21 protein-coding genes are annotated in these 22,774 nt (G+C 47.7%); 10 read left to right on the plus strand and 11 right to left on the minus strand.

Annotated elements, in window-relative coordinates; all coding sequences use genetic code 11:
- Nucleotides 1-43: 43 nt before the first annotated feature.
- The 5 genes from V144x_RS02160 to V144x_RS02180 all read left to right on the plus strand — a co-directional run bounded on the left by V144x_RS02160 (nt 44) and on the right by V144x_RS02180 (nt 3,132).
- On the plus strand, nt 44-382 hold the full coding sequence (locus tag V144x_RS02160) for a hypothetical protein (RefSeq protein ID WP_144980724.1): 339 nt from the start codon (nt 44-46) through the stop codon (nt 380-382).
- A 2-nt stretch (nt 383-384) separates the two neighbouring features.
- Nucleotides 385-1,431, plus strand: coding sequence for a Gfo/Idh/MocA family protein (locus V144x_RS02165; protein ID WP_144980728.1), 1,047 nt, complete (start codon nt 385-387; stop codon nt 1,429-1,431).
- Nucleotides 1,432-1,796: 365 nt separating this feature from the next.
- Nucleotides 1,797-2,147, plus strand: a complete 351-nt coding sequence (locus V144x_RS02170) for an ArsR/SmtB family transcription factor (protein WP_197998723.1) — start codon at nt 1,797-1,799, stop codon at nt 2,145-2,147.
- A gap of 17 nt (nt 2,148-2,164) precedes the next feature.
- Nucleotides 2,165-2,692: an SRPBCC family protein gene (locus V144x_RS02175; protein ID WP_144980731.1), complete on the plus strand. Its 528-nt coding sequence runs from the start codon at nt 2,165-2,167 to the stop codon at nt 2,690-2,692.
- 17 nt (nt 2,693-2,709) lie between these two features.
- A complete protein-coding gene (locus V144x_RS02180; RefSeq protein WP_144980733.1) occupies nt 2,710-3,132 on the plus strand; it encodes a hypothetical protein in 423 nt (140 codons plus the stop codon).
- 45 nt (nt 3,133-3,177) lie between these two features.
- Here V144x_RS02180 and V144x_RS02185 read toward each other — a convergent pair whose 3' ends face one another.
- The 7 genes from V144x_RS02185 to miaA form a co-directional block, all read right to left on the minus strand.
- The gene (locus V144x_RS02185; protein ID WP_144980736.1) at nt 3,178-4,809 is read right to left on the minus strand and encodes a hybrid sensor histidine kinase/response regulator; all 1,632 of its coding nucleotides are present in this window, start codon (nt 4,807-4,809) and stop codon (nt 3,178-3,180) included.
- Nucleotides 4,810-5,035: 226 nt separating this feature from the next.
- A complete protein-coding gene (locus V144x_RS02190; protein WP_144980739.1) occupies nt 5,036-5,944 on the minus strand; it encodes a leucine-rich repeat domain-containing protein in 909 nt (302 codons plus the stop codon).
- A gap of 16 nt (nt 5,945-5,960) precedes the next feature.
- Entirely contained in the window at nt 5,961-6,734 is a 774-nt protein-coding gene (locus V144x_RS02195) for an SDR family NAD(P)-dependent oxidoreductase (protein ID WP_144980742.1), read from the minus strand.
- Nucleotides 6,735-6,761: 27 nt separating this feature from the next.
- The gene (gene nadB / locus V144x_RS02200) at nt 6,762-8,381 is read right to left on the minus strand and encodes an L-aspartate oxidase (protein ID WP_144980745.1); all 1,620 of its coding nucleotides are present in this window, start codon (nt 8,379-8,381) and stop codon (nt 6,762-6,764) included.
- A 69-nt stretch (nt 8,382-8,450) separates the two neighbouring features.
- Entirely contained in the window at nt 8,451-9,248 is a 798-nt protein-coding gene (locus V144x_RS02205) for an SDR family oxidoreductase (protein WP_144980748.1), read from the minus strand.
- Nucleotides 9,249-9,301: 53 nt separating this feature from the next.
- Nucleotides 9,302-10,150, minus strand: coding sequence for a menaquinone biosynthesis family protein (locus V144x_RS02210; RefSeq protein WP_144980751.1), 849 nt, complete (start codon nt 10,148-10,150; stop codon nt 9,302-9,304).
- Nucleotides 10,151-10,373: 223 nt separating this feature from the next.
- The gene (gene miaA, locus V144x_RS02215; RefSeq protein WP_144980754.1) at nt 10,374-11,318 is read right to left on the minus strand and encodes a tRNA (adenosine(37)-N6)-dimethylallyltransferase MiaA; all 945 of its coding nucleotides are present in this window, start codon (nt 11,316-11,318) and stop codon (nt 10,374-10,376) included.
- A 187-nt stretch (nt 11,319-11,505) separates the two neighbouring features.
- Here miaA and V144x_RS02220 point away from each other — a divergent pair, with 187 nt between their 5' ends.
- The gene (locus V144x_RS02220; protein ID WP_144980757.1) at nt 11,506-11,952 is read left to right on the plus strand and encodes an SRPBCC family protein; all 447 of its coding nucleotides are present in this window, start codon (nt 11,506-11,508) and stop codon (nt 11,950-11,952) included.
- A gap of 18 nt (nt 11,953-11,970) precedes the next feature.
- Here the strand turns inward: V144x_RS02220 and V144x_RS02225 are convergent, their stop codons facing one another.
- The gene (locus V144x_RS02225; protein ID WP_197998724.1) at nt 11,971-13,614 is read right to left on the minus strand and encodes a flagellar hook-basal body protein; all 1,644 of its coding nucleotides are present in this window, start codon (nt 13,612-13,614) and stop codon (nt 11,971-11,973) included.
- Between the two features lie 317 nt (nt 13,615-13,931).
- Here V144x_RS02225 and V144x_RS02230 point away from each other — a divergent pair, with 317 nt between their 5' ends.
- Together V144x_RS02230 and V144x_RS02235 are read left to right on the plus strand one after the other, a co-directional pair.
- Nucleotides 13,932-15,212 carry a lactate racemase domain-containing protein gene (locus tag V144x_RS02230; protein ID WP_144980763.1) on the plus strand — a complete coding sequence of 427 codons (1,281 nt, stop codon included), beginning with the start codon at nt 13,932-13,934 and terminating at the stop codon, nt 15,210-15,212.
- A gap of 26 nt (nt 15,213-15,238) precedes the next feature.
- Nucleotides 15,239-15,973: an RraA family protein gene (locus V144x_RS02235; protein ID WP_144980766.1), complete on the plus strand. Its 735-nt coding sequence runs from the start codon at nt 15,239-15,241 to the stop codon at nt 15,971-15,973.
- A gap of 511 nt (nt 15,974-16,484) precedes the next feature.
- On the opposite strand, the gene V144x_RS02240 is transcribed toward V144x_RS02235, so the two are convergent.
- Nucleotides 16,485-18,488 carry a sigma-54-dependent Fis family transcriptional regulator gene (locus V144x_RS02240; RefSeq protein WP_144980769.1) on the minus strand — a complete coding sequence of 668 codons (2,004 nt, stop codon included), beginning with the start codon at nt 18,486-18,488 and terminating at the stop codon, nt 16,485-16,487.
- A gap of 456 nt (nt 18,489-18,944) precedes the next feature.
- Here V144x_RS02240 and V144x_RS02245 point away from each other — a divergent pair, with 456 nt between their 5' ends.
- Together V144x_RS02245 and ilvD are read left to right on the plus strand one after the other, a co-directional pair.
- Entirely contained in the window at nt 18,945-19,232 is a 288-nt protein-coding gene (locus V144x_RS02245; RefSeq protein WP_144980771.1) for a putative quinol monooxygenase, read from the plus strand.
- Between the two features lie 103 nt (nt 19,233-19,335).
- Nucleotides 19,336-21,027: a dihydroxy-acid dehydratase gene (ilvD, locus tag V144x_RS02250; protein ID WP_144980774.1), complete on the plus strand. Its 1,692-nt coding sequence runs from the start codon at nt 19,336-19,338 to the stop codon at nt 21,025-21,027.
- A gap of 96 nt (nt 21,028-21,123) precedes the next feature.
- Here ilvD and V144x_RS02255 read toward each other — a convergent pair whose 3' ends face one another.
- Nucleotides 21,124-21,663, minus strand: a complete 540-nt coding sequence (locus V144x_RS02255) for a hypothetical protein (RefSeq protein WP_144980777.1) — start codon at nt 21,661-21,663, stop codon at nt 21,124-21,126.
- A gap of 325 nt (nt 21,664-21,988) precedes the next feature.
- On the minus strand, nt 21,989-22,759 hold the full coding sequence (ispD, locus tag V144x_RS02260) for a 2-C-methyl-D-erythritol 4-phosphate cytidylyltransferase (RefSeq protein ID WP_144980780.1): 771 nt from the start codon (nt 22,757-22,759) through the stop codon (nt 21,989-21,991).
- Nucleotides 22,760-22,774 lie beyond the last annotated feature (15 nt).

The raw sequence follows: 22,774 nt of genomic DNA on the forward strand, positions 1-22,774 counted from the left end.
GAACAATAAGTATCCTTCCCCCGAAACTCCTGAAGGAATTTCAATGAGACAATTTCACCACGTGGGCGTGATTACCGATGAACCACAGCAAAATGAAATCTATGTTTCTGAGACCAAAGTTCATGTCACGAATCCGAATGAGCACCCCTACAAAATTGAGTATCTGAGATTCGAAGCCGACACGCCTGTCACGGGACCTGTTCGAGACCAACCCCACATCGCGTTTAAAGTTCCTGATCTCGAGAAGGAAATTGAGGGAGCAGAAATTCTACTGGGACCGTTTCAGGCGATGGAGAATTTAAAAGTGGTCTTCGTGCTGATCGATGGAGCCGTGTATGAGTTTATGGAATTTGCCGATGACACTGAATTTGGAGAATTTTAATAATGAGCTTACAGTCTAGCTTTTTGAAATTGACTTTGATGGCATTAGTCTATCTGGGGTTTTGTAATCTCAGTTTTGCTGAAGAACCAAAAACGCTCCGAATTGGAATCATTGGTCTGGATACTTCGCATTCCAGTAGTTTCTCAAAAATTTTGAATCATCCCCAACCGGAATTCAAAGAGTTTCAAGCCTGCAAAGTAGTTGCCGCTTATCCCAACGGCAGTCGCGAGATCAAAGAGAGCCTGGAAAGTGTTGCTAAAATAACGGAACTGGTCAAGCAGCAGGGAGTCGAAATTGTTCCTACGATTGAGGAGTTACTTTCCAAAGTCGATGCCGTCCTGTTAGAAAGCAACGATGGTCGCGTGCACCTGGAGCAGGCCATTCCTGTGTTAAAAGCTGGTAAACCGCTGTTTGTTGATAAACCCATTGCCGGAGATCTGGCTGATGTGATTGCGATCTTTGAAGCGGCCAGGCATTTTAAAACTCCCGTTTTCAGTTCTTCTTCATTGCGTTATACCGATGGTGCTAAAGAAATTCGTAGCGGTAAGATTGGTGAAATCATCGGCTGTGATGCCTACAGCCCCTGCCCTGTGGAAACGACACATCCCGATTTCTATTGGTACGGAATTCATGGCGTGGAAACGATGTATGCGATTATGGGCCCCGGTTGTGAGACGGTCATCCGCGTGAATACGCCTGAGACAGACCTTGCTGTGGGAACTTGGAAAGAGGGGAAGATTGGTACGTTTCGAGGACGTCGCAAAGCGAATAATGGCTATCAAGGTGGTTATGGTGGAACTGCCTTTGGAACGAAAGGCGTGGCACAGATTGGCAGCTTCAGTGGCTACGAACCATTGCTGGTGGAAGTGGTAAAGTTTTTCCGTACCGGCAAACCTCCGGTATCGAATGCAGAATCCACAGAAATTTATACTTTTATGACGGCCGCTGATCTCAGTAAAGCCAAAGGCGGAGTTCCTGTCAAATTACAGGATGTTTACTCAACGACGTTGAAAGCAGCCAAACAACGACTTGCCAAATATCTGGATTAGGGAAATCGCTGTCACGATCCCTGGTTCAAATTATTCTACTCTGGCTCGATCTCAAATTCGTTTCGGTTAGTCAAACAAAGCGATTCCAAAACAAGTAGATTGCCAGTATCAGACTACAACATGGGAGATCCTGATCTGCTGAAGATGAGCAATGCCAGCAGGATACGGAATTGTTGAAGATCTTCGGTGAAAGACCTGCGGATATATTTCGTGCTCGCTTTATAGAACCTTGAAGTATCGATCCCAAAGCACGGACCCCGGCTATCTTTGTGTAGTACGGCACTGAGAGCCTGTGAGAGGATTTCCAATATTTATCAGACATTTGAACGTTTTTCTCTTTTTATATAACCGATCGGTTATATAATATGGCTATGAAATCAGCCAATCCAACCTATGACGTCTATACCGCAATTGCTGATCCGACGCGTCGCGCTCTGTTGCTGCGATTGTCACACGAAGGTGAAAGAAACGTTAGTGAGTTGTTGGAACCGTTTTCGATAAGTCAGCCAGCAGTCTCGAAGCATCTGAGGATCCTCCGCGAAGCCGGACTGGTTCGCAGTCGGAAAAAGGGTCGAGTGCGGCTTTATGCAGTTGAAGCGAGTAAATTACAGGAAGTACATGACTGGGTGTCACACTTCGAGAAATACTGGGACGACAAACTCGGCGCCTTGGGAGAGTATCTCGACAAGCAGAAAAATTCAAAGCGGAAGACCTGATTGAAGGGGAATTCAAAATGGTTGCACGACGGCCTATTACGATTCGCAAGGAACGGTTTTATCCACATCCGCCAGAGGATGTTTGGGCTGCAATCACTGATTCGCATGCGCTCGCAGAGTGGCTGGAGCCGAACGATCATCAGCCGATCGTGGGGCACAAGTTTCAGTTTCGATGTGACCCCGGACTTTGTGGATCGGGAGTCACGGAATGTGAGGTGTTGGAAGCAGAGCCTCCTGTACGACTCGTCTGGAGCTGGGTTCATGTCCCCAAAGATCCGAACCGTCCACGGCCCAAGCCAATGATAATTTCCTGGACGCTATCGCCAAAGGACGGTGGGACAATGCTGATTCTTGAGCATAGTGGCGCCGAAAATATCGACTGGCTGACTCGAAACATGATGCGAGTTGGCTGGGGGTTCATGATGAAGAAGATGATCGCACGTGTTCTGTCTCGTGTCCAAGAAGGCACGTTCACGCCCGGCGCGATTCCGTTGGAAAAACGTTACTACACCTGTAAGACAATACCAGAGAAGTACATTCGCTAGACGTAGGAGCGAAGCTTATGAAACCAATCGACTTGGCAAAGGCCATCGGCGTGGCCATCGCATTGCTGGCGATTAATGTTCTGGTTGCCATACTCGTAATGCTCGTCTACGTATTTTTCATTAATTCGGGGCATCCAAATGAGTTCTATGAAGCAGCGGCCTTGCGCATTTCGCCATGGTGTTCACACATCGCAGGAACGGCTCTCTTTCTTGGTGCGGGTTACCTGTTCACGAGACGTCTTCATGGCCGGAATGGTTTTCTGTTCGCAGTGACATTCACGGTGTGGTATGCAATCATCGATGCGGCAACTGTCGGGTTCTTGGGAGCCATGGAGATTGAATTTCTGTTGTCTATGACGGCGAAACTCGTGGCGGCGCTATTGGGTGTCTTCTGCGCAAGGCGGACTATAGTCAACGCTGAATTAAAGTCCGTGAACTAATGCCGGCCTGGTATATGATTCTATTTACTTAGCCAGGAATTGTTTTCATGAAGTCACAGCTTCAGCACGACAGATGAGATTCACGGTACCAATCAATTTATTGCGATCAATTGGTTTGGTCAGGTGGTCGTTACAACCTGCCTCGATGCACTTTTCGCGGTCTCCCTCCATCGCATTGGCAGTCAATGAAATGATGGGCCCGGGATAGCCATGCTCGCGAATTTGTCGGGTGGCTTCGTAACCGTCCAAAATCGGCATTTGCATATCCATCAGAATGACATCGTAATGGACGCCGCTTTCCATTGCTTCCACAGCTTTCTGTCGTGCGACTTCTCCATTTTCAGCAACAGTGACTTCCGCCCCCGCTTTCTTCAATATGAAGGCAATCAGTTTTTGATTGTCAGGGCCATCTTCAGCCAATAACACTTTTCTACCCTGAAGCGTCGATTCATTGAAACGAGGAAAAGCGCACTGAGTGAGTTCCTCTTCCTGGTTTGCTTGTTCATCAAGTTTCTGAAGTTGTTGGATGAGTTCCACATTCTCTAAACTTCCCGTCCGAATCGCGGCACTAAATTTCGAGCCTTTGTTATACTCACTCGAGACTAAAATATCTCCACCCAACATTTCTGCCAATCGTTTGCAGATCGTGAGTCCCAGCCCTGTTCCACCGTATTTTCGTGTTGTTGAAGAATCGGCTTGAGTAAATGGGCGGAATAAATTCGACAACTGAGACTCAGTCATTCCAATTCCCTGGTCAATCACAGAAAACTGAATCCGTGGTTCCTCTCCGGGATTGTCCAGTAGTTCTGTCTCAAGACGAATCGTTCCGACTTCCGTAAACTTGATCGCGTTTCCAATGAGGTTAATCAGAATCTGTCTGATTCTTGTGGGGTCTGAATTGATTTTGACAGGTAGTGGGAACTTATAATTCGCTTCCAGTTTCAAGCCTTTCGCCTCGGCTCTGACCTGAACCAGTTCCATCACTTCCTCGATAATTTTCTGAGGAGAACAGGTAATCGATTCGATATCAAGTTTACCGGCTTCGATCTTTGACAAGTCCAGGATGTCGTTGATCAACTCCATCAGGTGTCCACCATTACGTTTGATGGTATCCAGCGAGTCCATAAACAACTCAGGCATTTGATTCGTTTTCGCTTCCAGCTCCAGCAATTCGGTGTATCCCAAAATGGCTGTCATGGGAGTACGGATTTCATGGCTCATGTTTGCCAGGAATGCGCTCTTAGACTGATTGGCTGCTTCAGCTTCTCTTCTTAATGTTTTTTGTTCACGGAGTAATTCCAAAGCGCGAATCGCATTTCTCACGCGGGCCTTAATCTCCGATTCGGTTGCAGGCTTGGGAATGTAATCAAAAGCACCTTCTTCAAAAGCACGGGCAATCCCTTTGCCATCGCTGTGCGAAGTAACCATGATCACGGATACTTGCTCGGCGCTGTAGTTCGCACGAATTTCCTTTAAAACGGAAAAGCCATCTAAGACCGGCATTTCAACATCTAATAATACGATGTCGGGATTGATTTCGCGAACTTTGTTGCTGCCATCTTCACCATCAAAGGCGGTATGTAATTCATATCCATCTTTCGTCAATGCACTCGAAAGAATGCGTCTCACCACATCGGAGTCATCAACGATCAATATTTTGGTAGCTTGATTGTTCATCTCAAAAACTTCTTCAAAGGGGACATTGGAGCGTTCAATGAGCAGTTAGTATTAAATTAGGGCAGAGAATACGCCTGAGTTGCAAATGAGTTGGAAATTCAATCGGTTTTTAATCGGCCTGGAACCGAGAGTTCCGATTAAACCGTTTAAGCACATTAGTCTGCAAATACAGTGAGGGGTATGATCTACAAATGAGTGCCGGTTTTGCTCTTACAGACTCATTCGATCAGTCATCAGAGACTCTCAGGGCAGGGATATCCCTCTTTAAAGTCTCCAGTGATTCGTCAGAAACCTCCGTATTACTAAGGCTTAATTCAATCAAATTTGGTGTGGATGACAGGTAAGCAACTCCCGCGTCGGTCACATCCGTGTGGTCCAGAATCAAAATTCGAAGCTGAGGGAGTCGAGCGAGTTGTTTCAATCCCAGATCGGTGATTTGCGTTCCAGACAGATCCAGGAATTCTAGATTTCGACATTGGGAAAGAACGGTTGCAGTGCGATCTGTGATATGACAATTAGCCAAATTCAATGCTTGTAACGACTCATTATTTGGCATCTGCTTCAATAGTTCCAGCTCTACTTCCGGAAATGTAGAATCCTCTAAACTGAGTCCCTTTAGTTCTTTGGTCTTCAATAAAGTGACCAGACATGATTTCTCAATCTGGCATCTTTGTAGTTTAAGTCTCTTTAAATTCGAGAGACTCGAAATCGAGATCGCTCTATCCTGATTGATCAGAATTCCCTCTAAATGCAATTCTTCCAGTTTGGAGAAATAGTGAAACAAACGAAATAGTTCGTCCATCTCCTCAGTGTTAGTATTGGGCTGATCGCGTAAATAAATGGAATACAGAGAGCGATGGTATCGTAATAAAGGAGCAGGAATAAAGAAGGGCCCTGGTGCCGATCCATAAATTCCTACAGACGTGTTTCCATGATCGTTCTCATAATTTACCAGCAGACCCGCATTATGTTTTTGAAAGGTGGCGATGCGTCTATGAAATTGAAATACCAGGAAAAATGAATATGCACTGGCTGTGCAGATCAGGACCAAAGCAGCAATCAAACCACGGCGGATGAGAACCCGCCTGTTCATTTTAGTTAGACGAACAGAATCAGGTTTCCCATCAGAATTCATTGAATCACCAACTCATTTAACGTGCCGTCCATCCACCATCGACGGTGACCATACTGCCCGTCATATAGCTCGATGCATCGCTGGAAAGGAAAATTGCAGCACCCTGAATTTCTTCCATGCGCGCCCAGCGATTCATCGCCACGGCGCCTACGATGAATTTCTTGATCTCTTCCGTTTCTGCAAAGGGTTCGTTCATCGGTGTGAGAAACGGTCCCGGGCAGATGGCATTGCAGGTAATACCAAATTCACACAGTTCGATTCCAAGTGCCCGCGTCATCTGCACCACGGCTCCTTTACTGGAAGTGTAAGGAGTGCGATTGGCCATCCCCACCAATCCCAGGGTGCTGGCTAAATTGACGATCCGACCGTACTTCGCCTGTTTCATATGAGGAACCACGGCTTTGGTACACAACCAGGGGCCAGTCACATTGACGTTTTGTACTTCCTGAAATTCTTCCAATGTCAAACCATCAATCGGACCGCGTGTGTTAATCCCCGCATTATTGATCAGAATATCGATCTTCCCAAATTCGGTCATGGCGCGGTCCGTCATCGCGGCGACCTGGTCAGCGTTTGTGACATCGGCTTGCATACCAATGGCTCGATTTCCATAATCGCTCTGAATGCGAGCCGCTGTCGCTTCTACTTCCTCTTGGTTTCGACTGATTAAAAGCAAATCAGCACCGGCAGAGGCTAAGCCTTCCGCCATCGCGGAACCCAAGCCTTTAGAACCTCCGGTAATAATGGCAGCACGACCAGATAAATCGAACAGTTTGATTCCGGGTAGCATGAGAACTCCTTCTTATCTGATATTTGATCAGTGCGTTGAGATCACTGATATATGTTTTTGAAATGCGGGATCGGTTTGAGGGAAATCGCTACGATAATGCACGCCGCGACTTTCTTTACGTTCAATGGCAGAAGAAATCATGAGCTGCGATACCAGCAACATGTTCTGTAATTCCCAGCCACTCAAATTTTTGAATTCACGATTGACAACATAACGACTCCAGAAATCAACTTTGTCTTTGGCATTTTGCAAGGTACCTGCACTGCGTGTGATCCCTACATCGCGCCACATTAAGCTGGCTAGTGAATTTCTGAGGTCCTTACTGTTTAAATCTTCGTCCGAACCTTTTTCACTCTCCCAATCTGACAAGAGTGAGGCAGAATATTGATCGGGCTGGTTCAATGCTGCTTCGGACGCGCCTTTTCCCGCGGCCGCCCCAAAGATTAAACCTTCCAGCAAGCTATTCGAAGCCAATCGATTGCTGCCGTGTAAACCTGTCGAAGTGACTTCACCCGCGGCCCAGAGGTGAGGCACCGAAGTCCGTGCTTGCAGATCGGTCTTCACACCTCCAATCATATAATGCGCACCAGGGCGAACGGGGATTTGATCTTTTGATAAATCAAGCCCAAAGCTCGCACACACATGATTGATGTTGGGAAAGCGTTCCTGAATCAGTGATTTTTTCAGATGGGTTAAATCCAGATAAACGCACGAATGATCTGTTTTTTGCATTCTGTCTGTAATGGCGCGACTGACGATATCTCGATGCGCTAGCTCCAGATCGGCATGATATTCCGACATGAACCGCACACCATTGCAGTCTCGCAAATAGGCGCCTTCACCTCGCACTGCCTCTGAGACGAGATACCGTGCACCGCCGGCAATATAGAGCACCGTTGGATGAAACTGCATGAATTCCATATCCTGTAGCAAGGCGCCCGCACGAAATGCCAAAGCATGTCCATCGCCGGTTGCCAGTGGTGGATTGGTTGACTCGCGAAATAAACAGCCCGCACCACCTGTCGCCAGAATAACCTGTTTTGCCCAGATCAGAGTTTTCCCATGATAGCGATTCCAGATAATGGCACCACGGCACTTTCCTTCTTCCGTGACAAGATCGATGGTAGGGGTCTTCGTCCAGGTTTGGACGGAGGGACGGCTATGCACAGCAGAGATCAAGGCGCGCATGATTTCTTTTCCCGTCGCATCGCCCAAAGCATGCGCCACACGACGATGACTGTGCCCCCCTTCCTTGGTTAAAGCAATTTTTCCGTCCCGGGTATCGAAGTCGGCTCCGATCTCGATCAGTTCCCGGATATGCTGAGGGGCTTCGTGGCAGACATGCTCGACCAGACTTCGATCACAAAGGTCCTTTCCCGCGGCTAATGTGTCTTCGATATGATTTGTGACATTGTCCAGGGGGTCCAGCACGCCTGCGATACCACCTTGTGCATAAGCGCTGTTGGACTGAGTCACTTTCCCTTTGTTAACGATAATCGTTTCCAGACGTGGATCGATCTCTAATGCGGCGCGAGAACCGGCAATACCACCACCTATGATCAAGACATCGGTGAAAATATGTGGAATGCGCTTTGGATTGATGCGGGTTAGATAGCGTTGACCAGGTTCAATAGGGATCGGATCCAAGTCTGCGTGCTCCTTAACCTCGTGCTTTTGAAGCGACTCTGATTTTTACATCGAGCAGCTTCACTGAAATCAAATTGTCATACAGGAAAAACCACCATCGACGGCCATGTTCGTCCCCGTAATGAAACTTCCCGCCTTCCCGGCAGCCAGTAACAGCACTGCTCCTGCCAGTTCGTCCGGATCACCAAAACGGTTTGCCGGTGTATGAGTCATGATACTCGCGACACGCTCTGGTGTCAGCACTTTTCGATTCTGCTCAGCTGGAAAGAAACCAGGAGAAAGTGCATTCACACGAATTCCCTGTTCTGCCCATTCACGCGCCAGATTTTGCGTGAGATTCAGGACTGCCGCTTTTGATGCAGAATAAGTAAAAACACGGGATAAGGGAGTAATGGCACTCATAGAGGCAATATTGATAATCGAACCAGAAATGTTTTGATCGAGCATCGCCTGACCAAAGACCTGGCAGGCCACTTTGACGCTGAGCAGGTTCACGCGAAAAATGCGCTCCCATTCTTCATCGCTGATTTCCAGGAAGGGAGTTGCCGCGTTGATCCCGGCCCCGTTGACCAGAATGTCAACTGCTTTTCCTTTTGTTTTAAGGTGATCAACCAATGCTTCAAGGTCGGTGCGATTTGTGGAATCGGCTGCGAAGAATTCGGCACTCCCCTGCTTTTCCTCAATCGAACGTACACGGCTTGCACCGCTTTCCGCATTGCGCCCCACGACGACCACATGTGCGCCTGCCTGAGCCAGTGCATCAGCAATCGCGCCGCCCAGGACTCCCGTGCCACCAATGACAACAGCCGTTTTACCTGTCAGGCCAAACAGCGTTTGTAAATATTGGGATGAGGAAGATTCACTCATCACGTACCGCCTTCTCTATCTCGATAACTCAATCACGCACGCGTCATTGAAGACTAACCAATAAATTCGAGTTTGACCGGATTGGGAATGATGCCGGCTTCATAACCGCGGTTGAGTAGGGTCGCTACTGCTTCACGTCCCCGTTCGCCGAAGTCCAGAGTCCAGTCATTGACATACATGCCGACAAATTTATCAGCACTTCCCCGATTCAAATCACGGCCATATTTCAAAGCGTGATCGAGGGCTTCATCTCGGTGTTCCAGTCCATACTGGATGCTCTGCTTTAGAATCGCAGTCACCTCTTCCATCATCTCCTGGCCCATATCCTTACGGATGGCGTTAGCACCTAGAGGTAAAGGCAGGCCTGTTTCTTCGTACCACCACTGCCCCATGTCAATTACCAGTTTGAGTCCCTGATTGGCATATGTTAATTGCCCTTCGTGGATGATCAAACCGGCGTCTGCTTTTTCCTGTTCCACCAGATTGAGAATTTCATCGAACGGATGGACTTCATATTCAAAATCATCACCCAGTAGTAGTTTCAGTGTTAAAAATGCTGTGGTCAGTTTCCCAGGTACAGCAATTTTTTTGCCCCGTAAGTCATCGATGGTCCAATTGTCCCTTGAGACGACCATGGGACCATACTGGTCGCCCATAGAGGCACCACAGGAGCAAATGGCATAGGTATCGGTCAGATAGGCGTAACCGTGCAGACTGACCGCGGTCAGCTCCAGTTCTGCATTGAAGGCCCGCTGGTTGAGTGTTTCAATGTCTTGTAACTCATGCGTAAATCGATACTTACCTGTCTCGATTTTATCATTTGCCAAAGCATGGAACATAAAGGCATCGTCCGGATCAGGACTATGGCCTACCTGAATTAATACTTTCTCATCAGTCATCATGGGATTACATACAACTTTTATTTAAGGGGAATACGTGCGATGCAGCACTGGCAAGATAGACCAACTCCATCAACAAGAAAATTGACGTTTACTCTGTCAGCTACTATAGAAAGTTCCTGACAACTTAGCCACCATCCCACGAAAACTACTCAGCGACCGATCAACTGCTTGATACAGTAAAATTGGAGATGTATATTCATATACTGCTAGTTTTGAAAAATGCTCAATCTCGCTTTTCAATCAGGATCTTCCCCAACAAATCAGCCGGTTGATCTTCCGGATGAACATCAATTTCGTGGCACTCTTTGATGTTGCGGAAAAAAGTATGCTGCCGTTTGGCAAAGCGTCGTGTCTGTTGTTTGAGCAGTTCGACGGCTCTTTCATAAGAGTACTTTCCTTCCAGATAGTCAATTAGTTCCTTGTATCCCAACGCCTGCCGGGCAGTACGGCTCATTGGCTCGGTGGCAGTCAGCAGTTGTTTGACCTCTTCCAGCAAGCCTTCGGCGAGCATTTGATCCACACGTTGATTAATGCGTTCATAAAGCCATTCCCGATCCGGCAATAACCAGTAGACATGTGCCGGACATTCCTCTGGTTTCAAAACCCCCTCATCATGCTGTGCAGAAAGCGGGATACCTGACACATGGTACACTTCCAGTGCGCGGGCCACACGGCGGACATCATTCGGATGCAGTTTCTCTGCCGAGATGGGATCAACGGCAACCAGACGACGATGCAGCGCCTCGTTTCCTTCGGTCTCCGCGAACGCTTCCATTTCGCGACGATATTCCCAATCTGCAGAGGGACCGTTAAATACCCCTCTCAAAATTGCTCGTAAATAAAGGCCCGTGCCTCCCACAAAGAGAGGGGTTCGCCCCCGATCAATAATCTGGCGGCAACATTCTTCCGCAGCCGTAAAATAGTCAGCCACACTGAACTTCTCGTGTGGATCAATCAAATCAAGCAGATGATGCGGCACGCGTTTCCGCTCTGCGGGAGAGGCCTTCGCGGTTCCGATATCCATGCCTCGATAGAGCGACATCGAATCCATGGCCAGAATCTCTGCGTTGAGATGTTCTGCCAGCAACAGGCTGAGTTCGGTCTTCCCACAAGCCGTCGGACCCGACAAAAACCAGCATTGTTTCAAGATTTCCGACGAAAACTGCATAATCAATTCAACTTATGCGAACATATCGCCTCACTCAAAATCGGGTGAGACTCTCTCTAGGATGACTCGTTATTTCAGAATTAGTTAGCTACGATACTTACTGCACGTCGTGTTCTGGAACGTTCAGATACAGGCAATGTAATCACTTAGTATATTTATCAGCGGCAAATGTCGAAAGAGACACACTATGGCGAACTTTGAAGCCAGCGTTCAGTTAACGGGGACTCCCGAACAAATTTTTGAATTCCTGATCGATACCGATAACATTCTCAAGATCAGTCCGCCCGATACTGGTTTGTCGTTTACCAACAAACCGGACAAATTATATCAAGGTGCTATTCTGGAGTTCAAAATCCAGGGCTTCGGAAAAGTGCAGGAAGGGACGCACGAAATCATCAAGTTTGAGTCGCCAGAGTTATATACCGAGAAACAGATTTCCGGGCCACTCAAGCATTACGTCCACGAACATCATGTTGTCGCTAATGGAGAGAACGAGGTGACGGTCATTGATCGACTGGAGTTCGAACCACCGAGCGGTCTGCTTGGATTCCTGATTACCGAAACTAAGCTGCTGGATCTGTTTGACGAGGGTTTTTATCACCGACACAATGCACTAAAAGCACTTTTTTCTTAAGTGCACTAAATACATCATTTACTTAAAGACCGGTCGGTTCTCTCTCTGGAGTCGTTTAGCTCCAGGCTGGGCGATACGTTCAGCCGGTAAGCCCAGGTCAGCCTGAACCGGCTCATTGGGCTCTGTCAAATAGACTGCTTTTAACGCGTCCAGACGTTGTTTGATTTGTGATAACGCTTCCAGCTCTTCGCTAATAGAAACATTAGATGCTTCCAAGACTCCCGCACGAATCAGACCCGCTCCTTTCGTACCTGGTGTGAGAACACGCGGTGCACCAGAACGGGGGGTCGCTTCAAACAGGCAGGATTCTCTGGGAACGAGTTCACTTTGATCGGTAAAGCAGACAATCGAAAGTTGACCAACGGTTTGCTCTTTTCCTTCGCGCTTCTCAGGGATAGGGACCATTACCGTCACAACACCCGAATCGGAGATCTGAATGGAATAAGCGTTATTCGGCACTTGAATTTCCGGGACAATAGAATACGTCCTTTGCGAACCATCTAAACAGAGTCTGCCTTGTTGATCGAGTGTCAAGCGGCCAGACCTCGTAAAGGCGGTCTTTCCTGCCAGTTTCACTTGCAGAAAGCCTTTGCCTTCGATAGCAAGATCCAGCGCGCGTCCCGTTTTGATCAGCTCACCTTTAGTTTGTGAGATACGGGTTTGCAAAACATGACTTCCCATTCCAACTGCAATTGGGGGTTCTGTTTTTGATTCCTCACTGGCGGGTGTCTCAAGATACTCATAGGGCAAAGATTCAAACTCGACATAGGAGCGTTTGAAGCCAACGGTTCCTGCATTGGCAATATTATTCACAATCACATCACGCGATAATCGCAGTGCATCCACGGTTGGCTTTAAACGTTGTGTTAGTTCATCGTGATCTGCCTTGGAAGAAAAGCCGATAAAACCACTTTGATCTGGGGACGTCGTTTTGGGTGAAGAGACAGGTTGCTGAGTTGAGTCAGTTGTAAGACCTGGAAGAGACGGATGCCCTTTTTCTTCAGGGATGTGCATCACACTTTTGGGTTGTAACATCTTACGAATAGAAAGCATGTCCGAAGCAACTTTGTGGGGTACCCCTTGAAGTTCTTCGAACCAGATTTCTAATTCCTCTTTAGAAGCATGAGGCAGATGCTCATTGATAATCGAACGTGTAATCTGATCATCTCTGGAATCGGACGGTTTTTTTGAATCCTGTAACGGCTCTGCATTGAGAGGGGGCATCAAAGGACCGGGTGTTTGGGGAAATGCCGGTGTGGGTTTCAATAACGCGGGAAACTCTGGTTTTTGTGCTTCCAGATTAAGGGGCTGTCTGGTTTCATCAGCATGCGGTAACTTCAAGACAGGACCCTCGGAGTTTGACTCATCAGGCTCTTCATTGAAGGGACTGGATTCTGCTAAGGCCAGTTCCACAGGAATCAGATTTTCTTCAACTGATTTCGGATCATTTTCAGTCGATCTCAAATTGATTTTTTTAACAACTGGTTCCTCAAGCAAAACTTGGGGATCTTCAGCCGTTGGTTGCTCAACGGCAACAGAGAGGAGTGTGGGTTCTTCTGAAAAACCGAGACTCCTTAAATAGAGCATGCCCTGAATAAAAAGCACACCTACGAGCACACATACAGAGACGGCAAAAATGATCCGTTCAAAATTTTTTCTCATACCTGCTTCCCTGCAGTAACAAGGTTCGACTTCCAGCTTCGAATTGCTGTTCATTCTTTGAAAATCAGAATCTTTAAGGTATCGAAATTGCCGCTTTAGAACAAGACGTTTCTCTTTGATATACACGGAGATACATAATTCAGCCGGGCGATAAATCATTGTATTTGAGTGATTCAAAAGAATCTTATCAGCGATTGCTCTCCTATGTAGCGTAAACACACTTTGATTTCGTACAATAACCAACTCTTCATAATTCGCAGGGATTGAGATCCTGAACGCGAAATGGCAATGACTTTTAAAAGATCAGAGCAGGAAACATGACTACTGAGCTTCCCAAATTTTACCGAGTTCGCCAAAACTTCCAGTCTTCACGAATAGAGAATGTAGCCGAGGCAGTCAACGCAGAGCTGGCCAAAATCAATTTAGGGGAAGTGGTTAAACCAGGAGAGACTATTGCCATCACAGTGGGGAGTCGTGGCATCGCGAATATCGCTTTGATTATCAAAACCACGATCGAACACCTGAAATCAATAGAGGCGGTACCTTTTATTGTACCTGCCATGGGAAGTCACGGCGGTGGAACCGCCGAAGGGCAGGCAGGAGTTTTAGCAGGATACGGTATTACCGAAGAAGAGATGGGGGTTGAGATTCGCTCATCAATGGAGACGGTGGTTGTCGACACCACATCCCACGGTATCCCCGTCCATTTTGATAAGCACGCTTATGAAGCAGATCACGTTTTAATATGTGGGCGTGTGAAGCCACACACGCGGTTTGTTGGCGATATCGAATCGGGTCTGCATAAGATGATGCTCATTGGTCTCGGAAAACATGAGGGTGCCAAAATCTATCATCGTGCGATTGAAGATATCAGCTTTGAGGAAATCATCAAAGCGGTGGGAAAGTCAGTTCTGGAAAAATGTTCGATTGCCGGTGGCCTGGCCATCGTAGAAAACTCTTATGATGAAACCGGTTTGATCGAAGCCATTTCACCGGGACAGTTTTATGAGCGAGAAAAAGCGTTGTTGACGATCGCAAAAGATTGGCTGCCGCGGCTACCTTTCACACAGACAGATCTTCTGATTGTAGATCGGATTGGGAAAAACATCAGTGGGTCCGGCATGGATGCCTGTGTCGTTGGTCGGAAGTACAATGATCATGCAGCAACCGAGCATGACAATGTCGCCGTGAAACGCATTATGGTGCGCAGCCTTACCGCCGAAACACACGGCAATGCGTTAGGAATTGGATTAGCGGAATTTACGACTCAGCGAACCGTAGATAGTGTTGACTGGAAAATCACTAAGATAAACGCTAATACTGGTAGTCACCCTACATCGGCTATGATTCCGCTGGCCTACGAAACCGACCGGGAAGCCATTGAAGCGGCGTTACAGACCATCGGGCTTACCACACCTGAAAACAGTCGAATCGTGCAGATTTATGACACACTCGAGTTAAGCGAAGTTGTCGTTAGTGAAACGTTTCTGGAAGAAATCAACCAGCGGGATGATCTGGAAATTATTTCCGGTCCTTTCGAACTGCCATTCGATGCACAACACAATTTGTCCTCCGTTTTTGATGAACCCCAACACTAAAATTTAACTTGAACAGAAAGAAATTCATGTCCACCACCGAAGGTCTCTCCTCTGCCGCTCTTGAAGAACTCGCCAAGTATGATACTCCCACCGTCTGTAATGTGATCGAGCTCTGGAACATTCGACCCCGCAACACAGGTTATATGAATGATACCATCAAAGCCTGTTTTCCCAAGATGCCACCCATGGTTGGCTATGCCCTGACTTCCACGTTTCGCAGTATGGCTCCTCCGCGTAGTGGCGATGTTTATTCTGGTCTCGATGCCCAGGTTGCTGCCTTCGAATCACTGCCGGGCGCTCCTGTGGTCGTGTATCAGGATATCGATGAGCCTACAGCGTCTGCCACCTTTGGCGAAGTGATGTGCTCTACCTATAAAGCTTATGGCGCGAAAGGGATTATCACTTCAGGAGCAGGCCGCGACCTGGATCAGGTAGAAGCACTGAACTTTCCCGCGTTCACGAACGGCACCAATTGTGCCCACGGCTACTGTCACACGCTCCAGGTGAATGTTCCAGTGACTGTAGGGGGGATTCCCATCTATCCCGGTGACTTGCTGCATGGCGACCTGAATGGAGTTACGACGATTCCCAGCGAAATCGCTTCTGAAATCGCCGACGCCTGCAAGGAGTTAATGAAAGCCGAAGACATTGTGCTCGACTATCTCAAAGCAGGTAACCTGACACCCGAAGGTCTGGGAGCAGCCCGCAAAGAACTCGGAGCGGAGATCGCCAAACTAGGCAAACGCTTGCGGGGTGAATAACTCGATTCCCAAAACTACTTACAGTAAATTTCCAGGAGGGCTCCCTATATGAGCCCTCTTTTTTTACAGCTTAAGAATTCAGCCCGCCTCTTCTGTAAATCAGTTGTGTTATCAAGGGCTTCGCTACATTTCGTGCCTTTGGTGTTTTTCGTGGTAGTATTACTCTGAGTCGTTAGGGGGGTATTTAAATATGACGTTCCTGTGAGCGACAGGGCGCTAGCCCTCGGTAATTTGAACGAAACAGTTTCTTTTGTGGAATAGCGCTAGCCATCAACTACCAATTTTAACTACTAGTAGTCTATATCCAGGTTTATTGTAGCATCTCCAGGACTGTTTGGACCTCGTATCATCGCATTGAACCCGCTATGGTTAAATTGGACGCGCTATAGATATGTAAAACCGGCGGCTAGCGCCGAGCCGCTTACTTTATCTGTGAATCTTACTCAGTATTCTCGATCCAAATAACAAGCCGAAGTGTGGCACACGGTACGTAGAAATTGATCCATTCAAATCAGTCATCAATTTCCTGTGCATCGTTTGCTTCATGCATCCCCAGTTGTCCCATTTTTCGGTACAGGTTCGAACGATGCAGGCCCAGGCATTTAGCGGTTTCGCTCATGTTGCCTCCCACGCGTTTAATCGTACGGCGGATGTATTCCTGCTGAAAGCGGCGCGAAGCCTCTTTCAGGCTCAAATCGGATGACATATCCACAACCGAATCACGGGAAGGACTGAGGATAAACGCCAGGTCTTCTACCTCCACACGATCACTGGCACACAGGAACGCGACCCGCTCCATTAAATTACGAAGCTCGCGCACATTACCGGGCCAGAGATGTGCCTGCAGGCGTTTTTTAGCTTCAGCTGAGAACTTGAGCACCCGTCGGTTGGCTTGTTCGCAAAACTGAGCAAGAAAGAATTCTGCTAATAAGATCACATCTTCGGGACGCTCTCTTAAGGGAGGCAGATCGAGCGTGACAACACTCAAACGATAATAAAGGTCTTCACGAAATTTTTTATCATGAACCGCGTCAGCCAGCTTCGCATTTGTTGCCGCCACTACACGCACGTTGATGGGAATCGTTTCCGAGCCTCCCACACGGGTAATCACTTTCTGTTCAAGCACGCGTAACAGTTTTGCCTGTCCGCCCAGACTCATGTCCCCAATTTCATCGAGGAAGAGTGTGCCTCCTTCTGCAAGTTCAAATTTGCCGGCACGGGTTTCGTGGGCATCGGTGAAGGCCCCTTTTTCGTGTCCGAACAATTCGCTTTCGAGCAAGGTTTCTGTTAATGCCGCACAGTTTACCGCAACGAAAGGAGTATTGGCCCGCGGTCCCTGATAGTGCAACGATTGGCTGACGACTTCTTTTCCCGTACCACTCTCACCCAGAATCAAAACCGGCAAGTCCGTACCCGCCAGGCGTTCAATGGTTGATCGCAGAGCCGTGATCGCAGAACTTTTGCCAATCACTTGCACTTTTTGTTTGACTTGTTCGGTCAGTTGATCACGACTACGGGAAAGCTGTTCGAGTTCGCGTGTGTTTTCAAGCGCTGTCGCGGCCTGCACCCCCAGTTCTTCGAGGCTTTGGGCATCATCGTCATTAAAGTCTGCCTTCCCTTTTTCTTTGTTCATGACTTCGAACGCGCCGATCATTTCACCGACGTTATTTCGCAGGGGAACACACAACAGGTTATGTGTTCGAAAGCCACTTGACTTATCGACACTGGGGTCGAACCGCGAATCGTTGTAGGCATCATCGACGCGAATGGTCTTACCAGTGCGAATTACATCTCCGACGATCCCGACATCATCAGGCAAACGGAGCGTATTTCCTTCCACTCCCAATGCGGGGCATGCGACAACCTGTTTGTGTTCCTGATCCCAGATGAAAATACTCGATCTCTCACATTCAAGGAGTCGTGTGGCTTCTTTGGCAATCAGCTCTAATAACGGTTGAGTTTCACGTGCTGAGGAAAAGCTGGAAGCAATATGTAATGTGGTCTCTAATCGACTGATGCGTCTCAGATTCTTTTCCCGCTTCTCGACGATCGAGAGTGCATAACCTAATACCCGCGCGACAACGATCACATTACTGAGCGAATCAGCCGTTAAGTCGCGACCACCGACTAAGAGAATGGTTCCCGGGCATAGATCTCCGAGAGGCGCTGCCAGAAATGACCAGTCGTCGCGTTTTTCATCTGCACATAAGCCGCCTGCTCCGCGGTCCAATGCTTCATTACACAGAGCAGCGGGAAAGCCTCCTGCGGTATTCCGACCAAATTCGAATCGCGTTTCCCATTCCGGAGTTCGTTCAATCAGGGTACACCACTGGCAGGATAATTCTGTTGCCAACTGAGGTAGAAATTGCTGGATGTAGTGACTTGCGTCCGCCTGTTGAGCTGCTTCTTCAAGTAGTCGATCACACATTTGGATCAACGACGCTTCCGAGTCGTAGCGTGTTAACAACGGAAGTCTCTTCCAATCCAACCAATCCACTGTTTCTGCTTTACTCAACTGACACTCCCTTTTTTGTAAATCAAAAGAGGCATATAATCACAGCATACATCAGGATTCTGTCATCTATTCGCCTCTTTGCATGGTCTAAATGATAACAGGTGAAAAGTGGCCCGTCATCCAAGTGTGGACTGTATTTGAGGATTTTGGCTCTCTTTTTGACGAGTAAACCGTGCATTTTACGATATCGATAAACTCTCTCACATTGTGTGTTATAAAACGTCCTGCTTTCCATTGCTGATACTGGCTGCAAAATATGTTCTTATGAATAGTTTAGCCCAACCAGTATCCTCGGCAGATTCGAGAGAATTACCGTTCCCTTACGTTTAAGAATCCTGCTTTACTGTCACTTCTGCTGGCGGAGTGTTACTGTATTAGAACAAGTGGGAGTCACAAACCGGGCTTCTCATTTTGTCCCAATTGAACTTAATCCTTATTGAAATCCAGAGAACGACCATGTTTTGTCTCAATGTCATTCTTACAGTGAAGGAAGCCTCTGATGCTGAAGAGATTCAGGGGTTGCTTACTGAAGCCTGTCGTTTATCCCGTACCGAGCCGGGTTGCCTGCGGTTTGATGTCTATTACTCTGAAGAACCAGCCACCTTCGTACTCGTAGAACATTGGGAGGACGAACAGGCCTGGAAAAATCACCGCGAAGAAAAAGCATATCAGGAAATTTATCAACCACAGGTCATGCCACGTGTCGAACGTGTGGCGCATAGAGTGAAGCTCCTGTTGGAATAACCTGCTTGAAACGATTAATGCCGAATCTGAATCAGAGCGGTCAATCATCAATTTCTCAATCACGTAAGACTACAAACGTAAACATAATAGAGGAAGAACGTCGATGTCATCCGATTCCCAGCCCATTTTAAACCGATATAGTTCTCGTATCACTCAGCCCCGTTCTCAAGGGGCCTCTCAAGCCATGTTGTATGCCACCGGCATGAGCGAAGCAGATATGAATAAAGCGCAAGTCGGAATTTCCAGTGTCTGGTACGAAGGAAATTCCTGCAACATGCATCTCAATAAACTGGCCGCCAAAGTGAAAGAAGGAGTCGAAGCCGCAGACCTGGTAGGGCTCCGGTTCAACACAATTGGTGTCAGCGATGGCATTTCCATGGGCACCGACGGCATGTCGTATTCGCTGCAATCGCGTGATTTAATTGCCGACAGCATTGAGACTGTGACGTGCGCCCAATGGTATGATGCGAACATATCACTCCCCGGCTGTGACAAAAACATGCCCGGTTGTATCATTGCCATGGGACGCTTCAATCGTCCTTCAATCATGGTTTATGGTGGAACGATTGCTCCTGGTTGTTTGAACAATGAAAAGTTGGATATTGTTTCTGCCTTCCAATCCTATGGCGAATATCTGGCCGGTACGATCACTGATGACACGCGCAAGCAGATTGTACAGAAAAGTTGTCCTGGCGCGGGTGCCTGCGGCGGGATGTATACGGCAAACACGATGTCATCTGCGATTGAAGCTCTGGGAATGTCACTTCCTTACAGTTCTTCGATTCCCGCAGAACATCCCGACAAATTAGACGAATGTGTTCGAGCCGGTGCTGCCATCAGAACACTACTGGAACTCGATTTAAAACCGCGCGATATTATGACACGCGATGCATTTGAAAATGCATTGGTGCTCATCGTTGCGTTGGGGGGGTCTACGAATGCCGTGTTGCACATGCTGGCGATTGCTCGTTCTGTCGATGTGGAATTAACAATTGATGATATTCAGTCAGTCAGTGATCGCACTCCCTTATTAGCCGACTTTAAACCAAGTGGTAAGTATGTCATGGCCGACTTGCAGGAAATCGGTGGTACGCCTGCTGTCATGAAATATCTGTTAGAAAAAGGCATGATCAACGGGGACTGCATGACTGTCACTGGTAAAACACTAGCCGAAAACCTGGCAGAACTACCTGGTTTGAAAGAGGGACAGGATATTATCCATACGTTAGAAAATCCTATCAAACCGTCGGGCCATCTCCAGATTTTGAAGGGAAATCTCGCTCCCACTGGCGCGGTTGCTAAGATCACTGGAAAAGAAGGTCTGGTCTTTGAAGGGACTGCGAATGTTTTCGATTCTGAAGAAGACATGCTGAAAGCATTGGAAGAAAACAAAATTCAAAAAGGCGATGTCATCGTCATTCGCTACGAAGGTCCCAAAGGGGGGCCGGGCATGCCTGAGATGTTAACGCCGACTTCTGCCATTATGGGCGCCGGTCTGGGGAAAGACGTCGCTTTATTAACCGACGGCCGTTTTTCAGGCGGTTCACATGGATTCATAGTGGGTCACATCACGCCGGAAGCACAGGAAGGGGGGCCGATTGCCCTCGTCAAAACGGGTGATAAGATCACCATTGATGCGGAAAATAATTTACTGAATGTGGATCTTACCGATGCGGAATTGGAAGAGCGTCGCCAGGCATGGACGGCGCCTCCCTTCAAATACACCCGGGGTACACTCTATAAATATATCAAAAATGTGAAGTCCGCTTCCGAAGGTTGTGTGACGGACGAGTAATCATCTTATCAGAATAAACGAAAGCCCGGGATCTGGTTTGATTCCGGGCTTTTTTAATAGCCGTTGAATTTCAATCATTCTAAAGATAGACATCAACTATTGCTTTTTTGTCTCAGCAGGCGCTTCCTCAACGACTTCAACACTTTCCGTTTCAACTGGGGTTCCGCCATTTGCTGCTTTTTCTTTTTTAAGAAAATTTTCCATTCTCTCTTTAGAGATTCGGGGGATGCCGCCTACGGGTTCGCCTCCTGCCAGTCCATCAAAGGCGATCACCTTTTCATCCTTATCTACAAGTAAACGCAGATGATATACTTTGAAAAGACCATTCCAACGATAATGATGTAAGCGTAAGAGTGCTCCCGATTCATCGATTTCTTCAGACGGAGATCCCTGCTTGATCGATTCTAATTCTGCAAAAGGAAATTCTCCCACATCACCCGCTTTGTCCATTGCTGACTGCATATTTTTGAACGTCCCCGCCTGTGAGGACTTGGCACGCCATTCAATCAAAACCACGACAAGCAAAACCCCAATAAATGCCCAGGAAATGAGACGACGTTTCGCGCTGATTTGTTTTTTTGCTTTTGGGGCAGCTTCGGATTCAGGAGTATCCGCTGCATCGGAGGGGGAATTCATGGGCGCGTCCTTTTTCTCTGAAAAGAATGTTTTGTCCGGAAAAGCAGATATGCTTTAGAATAACGTGTCGTATTTTCAATCACCGTATCCCATTGCAACAACGTATCCAATAAAAAAACATGCAATGATTCGATTTCGGTACAAAAAAATCAGATGACCCGCGCTGGGTAAAATTGCGTAGTCAGGGCAGGGCATATCATCGGCCCCAATTTCAGACTGCTTACCAAAGTGAGCGATTAGTAGAGATTTGCCTGTTTTTTTGAGTGAATACTCGCGCAATGATCGGCATTTCGCTGGCGGCGATCATTACTTTTCACGATGGTGATTACAAAATTCCCCGAGGTTCTTCATCGGCAAAGGGGTGTAACGCCCGGATCCCCTTCGGTTTTGGTAACGCATTTAAAAGCGCTTCGGCCATCCGGAAATCAGCAGCCGTAGTAATTTTTTGATTGAGGGGGGAGCCTTCGACAATCGTCACCGAGTGCCCCATGTTTTCGATGAGTTGGGCTTCATCTGTCGGTTGCATCTCTCCCGCTTGGGCATAGGCGTCTAATAACAGCTGACGCTTGAAAACTTGCGGTGTTTGAGCCGCCCAGAGATCGGTGCGGTCGACCGTCTCTTGAATTCGTCGATCCTTTCCCACCCGCTTCAAAGTGCTGGAAATTCGGATGGCGGGAATGACGGCATCCGAATTTTCAACGGCTGTAAAGAGTTCACTGACCCACTTATCAGTAATTAAGGGGCGTGCTGCATCATGGATTGCAACATAATCGATGTCTGTTTTAACACGCGCCAATGCATTCTGCACGGAGTCAGCACGCTCCTTACCACCAGGTACGATTTCAATATCCATGAACGCCAAATTGGGACGAAACTTTTGTTTGAACCACTCGATATCTTCTTCAGCGACCGTGATGATCAACTGCTTAACATCTTCTCGATTCGAGAAGATCTCAGCCGAACGGGTCCAGACAGCGCGACCTTTCAGATCCATAAACGGTTTCTTTTGAGGTCCCGTACCGAGAATCTCAGCCCCCTTCGATTGAAACCGCGTGCTTTTGCCGGCTGCTGCTAGTATTACTGCAAAGGTTGCCACTTTACTTTCCTCTCG

Origin of the sequence: Gimesia aquarii, from assembly GCF_007748195.1 — a bacterium.
GTDB lineage: Bacteria > Planctomycetota > Planctomycetia > Planctomycetales > Planctomycetaceae > Gimesia > Gimesia aquarii.

Coding starts and splice junctions, on each gene's coding strand:
- V144x_RS02160 (WP_144980724.1), top strand. CDS start 44: ATGAGACAATTTCACCACGTGGGCGTGATTACCGATGAACCACAGCAA.
- V144x_RS02165 (WP_144980728.1), top strand. CDS start 385: ATGAGCTTACAGTCTAGCTTTTTGAAATTGACTTTGATGGCATTAGTC.
- V144x_RS02170 (WP_197998723.1), top strand. CDS start 1,797: ATGGCTATGAAATCAGCCAATCCAACCTATGACGTCTATACCGCAATT.
- V144x_RS02175 (WP_144980731.1), top strand. CDS start 2,165: ATGGTTGCACGACGGCCTATTACGATTCGCAAGGAACGGTTTTATCCA.
- V144x_RS02180 (WP_144980733.1), top strand. CDS start 2,710: ATGAAACCAATCGACTTGGCAAAGGCCATCGGCGTGGCCATCGCATTG.
- V144x_RS02185 (WP_144980736.1), bottom strand. CDS start 4,809: ATGAACAATCAAGCTACCAAAATATTGATCGTTGATGACTCCGATGTG.
- V144x_RS02190 (WP_144980739.1), bottom strand. CDS start 5,944: ATGAATTCTGATGGGAAACCTGATTCTGTTCGTCTAACTAAAATGAAC.
- V144x_RS02195 (WP_144980742.1), bottom strand. CDS start 6,734: ATGCTACCCGGAATCAAACTGTTCGATTTATCTGGTCGTGCTGCCATT.
- V144x_RS02205 (WP_144980748.1), bottom strand. CDS start 9,248: ATGAGTGAATCTTCCTCATCCCAATATTTACAAACGCTGTTTGGCCTG.
- V144x_RS02210 (WP_144980751.1), bottom strand. CDS start 10,150: ATGATGACTGATGAGAAAGTATTAATTCAGGTAGGCCATAGTCCTGAT.
- miaA (WP_144980754.1), bottom strand. CDS start 11,318: ATGCAGTTTTCGTCGGAAATCTTGAAACAATGCTGGTTTTTGTCGGGT.
- V144x_RS02220 (WP_144980757.1), top strand. CDS start 11,506: ATGGCGAACTTTGAAGCCAGCGTTCAGTTAACGGGGACTCCCGAACAA.
- V144x_RS02225 (WP_197998724.1), bottom strand. CDS start 13,614: ATGAGAAAAAATTTTGAACGGATCATTTTTGCCGTCTCTGTATGTGTG.
- V144x_RS02230 (WP_144980763.1), top strand. CDS start 13,932: ATGACTACTGAGCTTCCCAAATTTTACCGAGTTCGCCAAAACTTCCAG.
- V144x_RS02235 (WP_144980766.1), top strand. CDS start 15,239: ATGTCCACCACCGAAGGTCTCTCCTCTGCCGCTCTTGAAGAACTCGCC.
- V144x_RS02245 (WP_144980771.1), top strand. CDS start 18,945: ATGTTTTGTCTCAATGTCATTCTTACAGTGAAGGAAGCCTCTGATGCT.
- ilvD (WP_144980774.1), top strand. CDS start 19,336: ATGTCATCCGATTCCCAGCCCATTTTAAACCGATATAGTTCTCGTATC.
- V144x_RS02255 (WP_144980777.1), bottom strand. CDS start 21,663: ATGAATTCCCCCTCCGATGCAGCGGATACTCCTGAATCCGAAGCTGCC.